This window comes from Mesorhizobium intechi (genome assembly GCF_002879535.1).
Lineage (GTDB): Bacteria > Pseudomonadota > Alphaproteobacteria > Rhizobiales > Rhizobiaceae > Mesorhizobium > Mesorhizobium intechi.
In genome coordinates this window covers 20,778-28,765 of the sequence record NZ_PNOT02000288.1, presented here as the reverse complement: position 1 = coordinate 28,765, position 7,988 = coordinate 20,778, and the positions used below count along the sequence as shown (strand labels likewise).

7 protein-coding genes are annotated in these 7,988 nt (G+C 64.4%); all 7 read right to left on the bottom strand.

All coding sequences use genetic code 11. The features are described from left to right. Nucleotides 1-74: 74 nt before the first annotated feature. The 7 genes from C1D09_RS24910 to C1D09_RS24880 all read right to left on the bottom strand — a co-directional run bounded on the left by C1D09_RS24910 (nt 75) and on the right by C1D09_RS24880 (nt 7,979). Nucleotides 75-1,625, bottom strand: a complete 1,551-nt coding sequence (locus tag C1D09_RS24910; protein ID WP_143976743.1) for a Do family serine endopeptidase — start codon at nt 1,623-1,625, stop codon at nt 75-77. Between the two features lie 133 nt (nt 1,626-1,758). Beyond that, entirely contained in the window at nt 1,759-2,226 is a 468-nt protein-coding gene (locus C1D09_RS24905; RefSeq protein WP_143976742.1) for a cytochrome c-type biogenesis protein, read from the bottom strand. Then, nucleotides 2,223-4,214 (bottom strand): heme lyase CcmF/NrfE family subunit, encoded by a 1,992-nt coding sequence (locus C1D09_RS24900; RefSeq protein ID WP_143976741.1) that lies wholly within the window; start codon nt 4,212-4,214, stop codon nt 2,223-2,225. The genes C1D09_RS24905 and C1D09_RS24900 overlap by 4 nt, the downstream gene beginning before the upstream one ends. Nucleotides 4,215-4,219: 5 nt before the next feature. Continuing rightward, the gene (gene ccmE / locus C1D09_RS24895) at nt 4,220-4,663 is read right to left on the bottom strand and encodes a cytochrome c maturation protein CcmE (RefSeq protein WP_010915048.1); all 444 of its coding nucleotides are present in this window, start codon (nt 4,661-4,663) and stop codon (nt 4,220-4,222) included. 7 nt (nt 4,664-4,670) lie between these two features. Further along, the gene (gene ccmI, locus C1D09_RS24890) at nt 4,671-5,810 is read right to left on the bottom strand and encodes a c-type cytochrome biogenesis protein CcmI (RefSeq protein WP_143976740.1); all 1,140 of its coding nucleotides are present in this window, start codon (nt 5,808-5,810) and stop codon (nt 4,671-4,673) included. Nucleotides 5,811-5,995: 185 nt separating this feature from the next. Further along, a complete protein-coding gene (locus C1D09_RS24885; RefSeq protein ID WP_143976739.1) occupies nt 5,996-6,433 on the bottom strand; it encodes a hypothetical protein in 438 nt (145 codons plus the stop codon). Between the two features lie 208 nt (nt 6,434-6,641). After that, nucleotides 6,642-7,979, bottom strand: a complete 1,338-nt coding sequence (locus C1D09_RS24880) for an ATP-binding protein (protein WP_167514739.1) — start codon at nt 7,977-7,979, stop codon at nt 6,642-6,644. Nucleotides 7,980-7,988: the final 9 nt, after the last annotated feature.

Sequence of the window (7,988 nt, the reverse complement as noted above, 5' to 3'; positions counted from 1 at the left end):
AACGTACCCGGCTCCATGCTTTCCCATGCGGCGGCTCGGGGGTGTTTGATACCGCCGCACCGGAAAAGTCGTTGTCAGCCCTTGGCGACGGGCAGCGCGACGAAACGGTTGTTGTTGTCGCGGGTGACCTGCATCAGCACCGCCTTGCGGCCGGACTTCACGGCGTCGGTCATCGCCTTGGTGACATCCTCGGTGCCATTCACCTCGTTCGAATTGACCGCGGTGATGATGTCTCCCGGCTGGATGCCGCGGTCGGCGGCGGCGCTGTCGGGATCGACATCGGTCACCACAAGGCCCTTGCCGTTTTCGGACTTCGTGACAGTGAGGCCGAGATCGGCCAGCGTATCAGGCTTTGCCGGAGCCGCGGGCTGCTGCTGCTGGTCGTTCGAGGCCTGCTTGTCGCTGGCCGGCAGCTTGCCGAGATCGACCTTGATCGCCTGGCTCTTGCCGTCGCGCCAGACGGTGACGTCGACCGACTTGCCGGGCGAATAGGCGCCGATCAGGCGGGCGAGTTCCTTCGGCGAGGCAACATCCTTGCCGTCGACCTGGGTGATGACGTCGCCAGCCGTGATGCCGGCTTTCTTGCCGGGGCCATCGTCCTGGGCGCTCGACACCAACGCACCATTGTTGGACTTCAGGCCGAGCGATTCAGCGATGTCGGAGGTGACCGGCTGGATTTCGACGCCGAGCCAGCCGCGCTGCACCGCGCCGCTCTTCATCAGGTCCTCGACAACCTGTTTGGCGGTCGAGGCAGGGATGTCGAAGGCGATGCCGACACTGCCGCCCGAGGGCGAGAAGATCGCCGTGTTGATGCCGACGACCTGGCCATTGAGGTTGAAGGTCGGGCCACCCGAATTGCCGCGGTTGACCGAGGCGTCGATCTGGAGGAAATCGTCGTAGGGGCCGGCGCCGATATCACGGCCGCGCGCCGACACGATGCCTGCCGTGACGGTGCCGCCGAGGCCGAACGGATTGCCGACGGCCACGACCCAGTCGCCGACGCGAACCTTGGAATCATCGGCGAAGTCGACATAGGTGAACTTGTCGCCACCTTCGACCTTGAGGACGGCGAGGTCAGTGCGCGGGTCGGTGCCGACCAGCTTGGCGTCGAATTCCTTGCCGTCATTGGTCACCACGGTGAAGGCGGTGCCTTCTTCGACGACGTGGTTGTTGGTGACGAGGTAGCCGTCCTCCGAAATGAAGAAGCCGGAGCCCTGCGCCACCGGGCGCGGCTGGTCATTGCCGCGGTCGCGGTGGCCAAAGCGGCGGTGGCCTTCGTCATTCTGGCCGCCCTGATCGCCAAAGCCGCGAAATTCCTTGAAGAAGCGGCGCAGTTGCGGATTGTTGGGAAGATTGTCGAAGCCGTCCTGGTCACCGGAGCCATCATCGGCGGTCGGCTGGATCTTGGCCTTCACCTTGACGCTGACCACGGCGGGCGAAACGCGCTCGACGACATCGGCGAAGCCCTGCACCTGCGGCGCCTCGACGCGTACGGCATCGGCCAGAACGGGGCTGGTTCCGCTGGTCAGCGCGCCAACGCCGATAGCGCCGGCAACGGCGATGGAAGCGGCTGCAGCCAGGAGACGCTTGCGGGTGCGGGAATATGAATTGGGGGCAACATTCATGGGGTCTCGTATCCTCTTTCAAAGGGACGCGCCTTGATCGGCATCCTCAGGCAAGGAGAATTAGAGCGACGCACATTACAGCGCCATTTCCGACACATGAAACTTTGGTAATGTTGGCCGGCGATGGCAGCCATCAGTCGCGGTGCAGGATAGCGTCCAATGCCGCCTGCTCGTCGGCCGACAGGGTCTTTGTCGCCAGCGTCCGGCGCGAGCGTGCGGTCAGCAAGATGAACACGCCTCCGACCAGTAGCAACAGGACCGGTGTGCCCCAAAGCAGCGCGTTGCGCAGGTCGAAGCGCGGCTTCAGCAGTACGAATTCGCCGTAGCGCGAAACCAAATAGTCCATGACCTGCTGGTCGGTATCGCCGGCGACGAGGCGCTGGCGCACCAAGATGCGCAGGTCGCGGGCAAGGTCGGCATCGGATTCGTCGATCGACTGGTTCTGACAGACCATGCAGCGCAGGCCTTCCGACAGCGCCCTCGCCCGCGCCTCGAGCGCCGGATCGGCCAGCATCTCGTCAGGCTTCACCGCCAGCGCCGAGCCAGCAAAGCCGAGCGCCAGCATCAGGACGAGCAACGCGGCGGAAAACCTTGCCTTCATGGCAGGACCGCTGGCGCCTCGGCGCCCGCCTGCTTGCGCCGGCGCGAGGGCGCGCCGACACGCAGACGCCTGTCCATAAGCGACATGGCCGCGCCCGCCATCATCACCAGACCGCCGCCCCAGATCAGCGTCACCAGCGGCTTCCACCACAGGCGCACCACGACCGAGCCGTCCTTTGCCTCGTCACCAAGCGAGATGTAGAGTTGGGAAAGACCGAGGGTCTTGATCCCGGACTCCGTCGTCGTCGTCTGCCGCACCGGATAGAAGCGCTTGGCGGAACTGATTTCGCCGACAGCGCTGCCGCTGACACCGATCAGTTCGAAGCGGCCACGGTCCTCGCTGTAGTTTGGCCCCTGCGCCGGATAAAGCCCGACAAAACGCAGCGTATGGCCAGATAATTCCACCGTCTCGCCGGCGCGCATGGTGAGGATCTTCTCGGTGCCGAAGGAGAGCGTGGCGACGATGCCGAGCAATGTCAGGCCGAGCCCGAGATGGGCCAATGCCGTGCCGAAGACCGAGCGCGGCAGGCCGGCAAAGCGCCTGAGCATGACAGCCGGCGCAACCGATCCGACGCCTGATTTTACGGCAAGGTCGGTGAGCGCACCGGCGATCAGCCAGACCGCAAGGCCGATGCCGAGGGCCGCGAACACCGACGTGCCGTCGATAAACAGGCCGGTGACCAGCATTGCCGCCAGCGCCGTGGCGAAGGCCGCCATCAGGCGCTGCGACGCGGCGATGATGTCGCCGCGCTTCCAGGCCAGCAGCGGGCCGAACGGCACGAGGACCAGAAGCGGCAGCATCAATGGGCCGAAAGTCAGGTCGAAGAACGGTGCCCCGACCGAAATCTTGTCACCGGTGAGCGCCTCCAGCGCCAGCGGATAGAGGGTGCCGACGAGCACCGTGGCGGTCGCCGTGGTCAGGAACAGATTGTTGAGAACGAGCGCGCCTTCGCGCGAGATCGGATGGAACAGGCCGCCGGCCGTCAATCGCGAGGCGCGCAGCGCAAACAGCGCCAGCGAACCGCCGATGAACAGCGTCAGGATGCACAGGATGAAGACGCCGCGCGCCGGGTCGGTGGCGAAGGCATGCACCGAAGTGAGCACGCCCGAGCGGACCAGGAAGGTGCCCAGCAGGGACAGCGAAAAGGTGAGGATGGCGAGCAGCAGCGTCCAGATCTTCAGCGCCGAGCGCTTTTCCATGACGATGGCCGAATGCAGCAGCGCTGTGCCAGCCAGCCACGGCATGAAGGAGGCGTTCTCGACAGGATCCCAGAACCAGAAGCCACCCCAGCCGAGTTCGTAGTAGGCCCAGTACGACCCCATGGCGATGCCGCCGGTCAGGAACATCCAGGCGACCAGCGTCCATGGCCTCACCCAGCGCGCCCAGGAGGCGTCGATGCGCCCCTCGATCAGGGCGGCGATCGAGAAGGAAAAGCAGATGGAGAAGCCGACATAGCCGAGATAGAGCAGCGGCGGATGAATGGCTAGGCCGAGATCCTGCAGGACCGGATTGAGGTCGCGGCCCTCGATCGGCGCCGGGTTGAGCCGGATGAAAGGATTGGACGTAGCCAGGATGAACAGGAAGAAGGCAGCGCCGATAGCGCCCTGCACGGCCAGCACATTGGCGCGCAATGTCGCCGGCAGGTTGGATCCGAAAGCCGCAACAAGAGCACCGAAAAAGGTCAGGATCAGTACCCAGAGCAGCATCGAGCCTTCGTGATTGCCCCAGGTTCCGGTGACCTTATAGATCATCGGCTGCAGCGAATGCGAGTTTTCCCAGACGCTCGCCACGGAGAAATCGGAGTTCGCATAGGCGCTCGCCAGTGCGAAAAAGGACAGCGCGGTCAAGGCAAAACCAGTCACCGCGACAGGACCGCCGACAGCCATCAGGCGCTGGTTGTTGAGGCGCGCGCCGAACAGCGGCACGATCGTCTGCACCAGCGAAAGCGCGAACGCCAGGACCAGGGCGAAATGTCCGGTTTCAACCATGCCCCTCACTCACTTTTGCTCTCCTGCCAGACACCTTTGGCCTTCAGCCCGTCGGCCACTTCCTTGGGCATGTAGCGCTCATCATGCTTGGCAAGCACGCTGTCGGCGACAAAGACGCCGTCCGGACCGAAACTGCCTTCGGTGATGACGCCCTGCTCCTCGCGGAAGAGGTCGGGCAGGATGCCGGTATAAGTGACCTTAACCGATTTGTGCGTATCGGTGACCGAGAAGGCGACCGTCGCGCCCTGGCCGCGCTGGATGGTGCCTTTTTCAACCAAACCGCCGAGCCTGATGCGCTGGCCGGGCTGGACACTGGCCGTGGTGAGGTCGGCCGGCATGTAGAAATAGGAAGCCTTCTGGCCAAGCGCGTAGAAGGTCAGCCCGGTGGCGGCACCCAGGAAGGCCAATCCGCCGACAATCACCGACAATCGCTTCTGCTTGCGTGTCATGACACGTCTACTCCGTCGCCGTCAGGCCGAGCGAGGCGGCAAGGGCGGTGAATTTCTTGGCTTCGTCGCTGCCCGAGCCGAAGACGGCGATGGCGCGACCGAGCGCCTCGCGCGCCTGATCGGACTTGCCCAGCACGACATAGGAACGAACGAGCCGCATCCATCCTTCCGGGTCACGCGGATTTTGCCGCAGTTTTTCGTCGAGGCCGGCGACCATGGTGTTGATCATGGCTTCGCGATCCTGTGGCGACAGGGAAGACGCGGCGTCGACATCCGCGGCATCGGGGCCCTTCACCGCCGCGCCGGAAGCGACTTCGGGACTGGCGGATTTTGCCAGTGCCTGCTCGACAGCACTGCGCCATGGCGAATCCGGCGGCAAGGTGCCCAGCATCGCCTGCCAGGCCGTGGTCGCTTCCTTCTTGCGTCCCTCCTGTGCCAAGGCCATGGCCAGATAGAAGCTGGCTTTTGCATTGGCGGGATCGAGCTTCAGCGCTGCCTCGAAGGCGTCCTGGGCATCGGCGGAAACGATACCGCCCGCCGCGCCGGCGATTGCCTCGCCGAGGCCGGCCTGGCGAACAGCGCTGTCGCCGTCAAGGCGGATGGCATTGCGGTACGCGGCGACCGCGTCCGAGAAACGCTGCATGCGCAAATAGACCGGGCCCAGCACGTCCCACCCCCTGCCGTCGGACGGGTTGGCGGCAAGGTGGGCCTCGGCCCGTGCAACCAATTCGTCGACCGAACTGTCGGCCGGGTTCTTGGCCAGCCGTTGGCTGAGCGGCTGCGCCGGCAAGTCAGGCGAGCCGATCTGGCTGTAAACACCCCAGCTGACCAACGGCACGGCCAGCACCGCGATGGTCGCGACAAGTCGCGCCGTGACCGAAGCCGGCCGGGCCGACGCCTTGCCGGCCGCATCGGCATTGTCGAGGCGCAGGATGCGGCGCGCGATTTCAGCGCGCGCCTCGGCTGCTTCCGCCGGCTGGATCAAGCCGCGCCCGGCGTCGCGGTCAAGCTCCGACAACTGGTCGCGATAGACTTCCAGATCGTGATCGCCGCTCGACGACGCACCCTTGGCTCCCGCGGCCAGCGGCAGCAGCACCGCCAGGCTCGCGCCCAGCGTCAGTATTGCGGCTATGACCCAGAACAGCATGGTTCTTCCAATAACGACAGAGCCCTGCCCTGCCAACTCAGGCATCCTGCGACGCTTTGACGGTCAGCGCGCCTGGCGTCCTTGATCGACATCAACCGGGCGGATTCCAACCGGAGCCGGTCCGGTCTTTGTTTGTTCATGTCGTTGTCCCAAAACCGCTGCGCACTTTTGGGCGGTAACAACTCTCAGGTCAGCGGCGTCCAGCTGCCATCCGCATTGCGACACGCGGTTCCGCGGGCGGTGACGCCGGCGCCGCCGGTGAACACCGTCTGCGTGTACTGGCGGCAGTCCTGCGAACCGACGCGATAGGGCTGTGCCGGAACCACCTCGCCATAGTGCGAAGCCTGATCGCCCTTCCACGCAACCTTCTGACCGCTCGTCGTATATTCGAGCGCCTTGTATTCGGCTTCGAGCGCGCTGCGCTTCTCGGCGTCGCTGAGGCCGTTGCCGATCGAGCCGCCGATGAGGCCGCCGTCCATTGCCGAAATGATCGACGTGGTGACCTTGCCGCTTGAGGGAGGCGTCAAGGCAGGTGTCGGCGTCACGGTGGGACCTTTGCCGCTCAAGGTGGTGCAGCCGGAGACGGCCAGCAATGCGGAAACAAGCGCGACGCGAATCTTCATGCCAACAACCGGTTTTCTTGAGTTGGAGCCTGCCATGGATGCGCCGGGGGCCGCGTCATCGGAGAAGTTGGGGTGGCCATAGTATTGATATTTGTCGGAAATTTGGCCGCCGCCGGCAAGTTCGAGAACAATCGGCATTGCTCCGGGATCAATCGATATGCCGCCATGACAAACGCCTTCCATCGCTGTCGGTTGGCCCGGGAAAGCGTCACGGAAGGCTCCGCAAGCGCACCACTGCCTTCAATCCACCCAGGCCGGACCGTTCGAGCGCGAGAACGCCTCCATACTCGTTGACGAGGTCGGCGACAATGGCAAGACCGAGACCTGTTCCCGGTTTTGTCTCGTCCAGACGCCTTCCACGCTTCAGCGCGTCGCGCGCCTTGTCCTCGGGAATGCCGGGACCGTCGTCGTCGATGCTGATCTCGAAAAGATTATCGTCCTTGCCGGCCAAGGGTGCCACCGTGACCGAGACCGCGCTCCTTGCCCATTTCATCGCATTTTCGAGAAGATTGCCGAGCAGTTCCTCGAGGTCCTCGCGCTCCCCGGCAAAGACGATCTCGGTGGCCGGCAGTGACAGCGACAGGCTGGTCTGCGGGTTGAGCTTCTGCAAGACCCGCACCATGCGCTGCGCCAGCGGCGCCACCGGCGTACGGTAGACGACGCTGTCGCGCTGCGCCGCGACGCGAGCGCGCTGCAAGTAATGGTCGACCTGCTTCTGCATCGAGGCGGCCTGCTCGGCGATCAATTGTCCCTTGGCGCCGCCAAGCGCCCGGCCCTCGTTGAGCAGCACCGCAAGCGGTGTCTTCAGCGAATGCGCGAGGTTGCCGACCTGGGTCCGCGAGCGCTCGACGATGCGTTTGTTGTTTTCGATCAAAGCGTTGGTTTCGTTGGCTAACGGCTCGATCTCGGCCGGGAAGCGGCCGTCGAGCCGCTGCGCGGTGCCTTCGCGCACCATGGCAAGGGCGTTGCGGACCCGGCGCAGCGGTTGCAGGCCGAGCAGGATGGCAATGGCATTGATGGCGATCATGCCGACGCCGAACAGGCTGAGATAAGTCAGCAGGCGGCGCTGGAAGGTGGCGATTTCCTGTTCGAGTTCGCTCTGGTTGCCCATCACGCGAAAACGCGCGGCGCGGTTCTTGGCATCGAGCACGAATTCGCTCTCGAACACTTCGAGCTGCTCGCCGTCTATGCCTTCGGCCGAATAGCTGCGCTGGAAGCTGGCATTGAAGGGCACCTCGGCGACGCTTGGCGACGGAATTTTTCTCGTCATCGACGACGAATGAAGGTCACCATGCACGCCTTCCGAGGCTGGCTCGACCGACCAGTACCACCCGGAATTCGGCTCGGAGAAGCGGAGGTCGCCAAGGTCCGGGGCGCCGGTGAGCGCACCCGTGTCGGAAATGCCGATGGACCCGATCAGGTTGAACAGATGGGCTGAAAGCAGGCTGTCGAAGCCGCGCTCGCTGGCCTGGCGGTAGAGCGTGGTGATCAGGGTGAAAATGACGACAAGGGTGAGGATCGCCCACACAGTCGAAAAGGCGATCACGCGGAACGT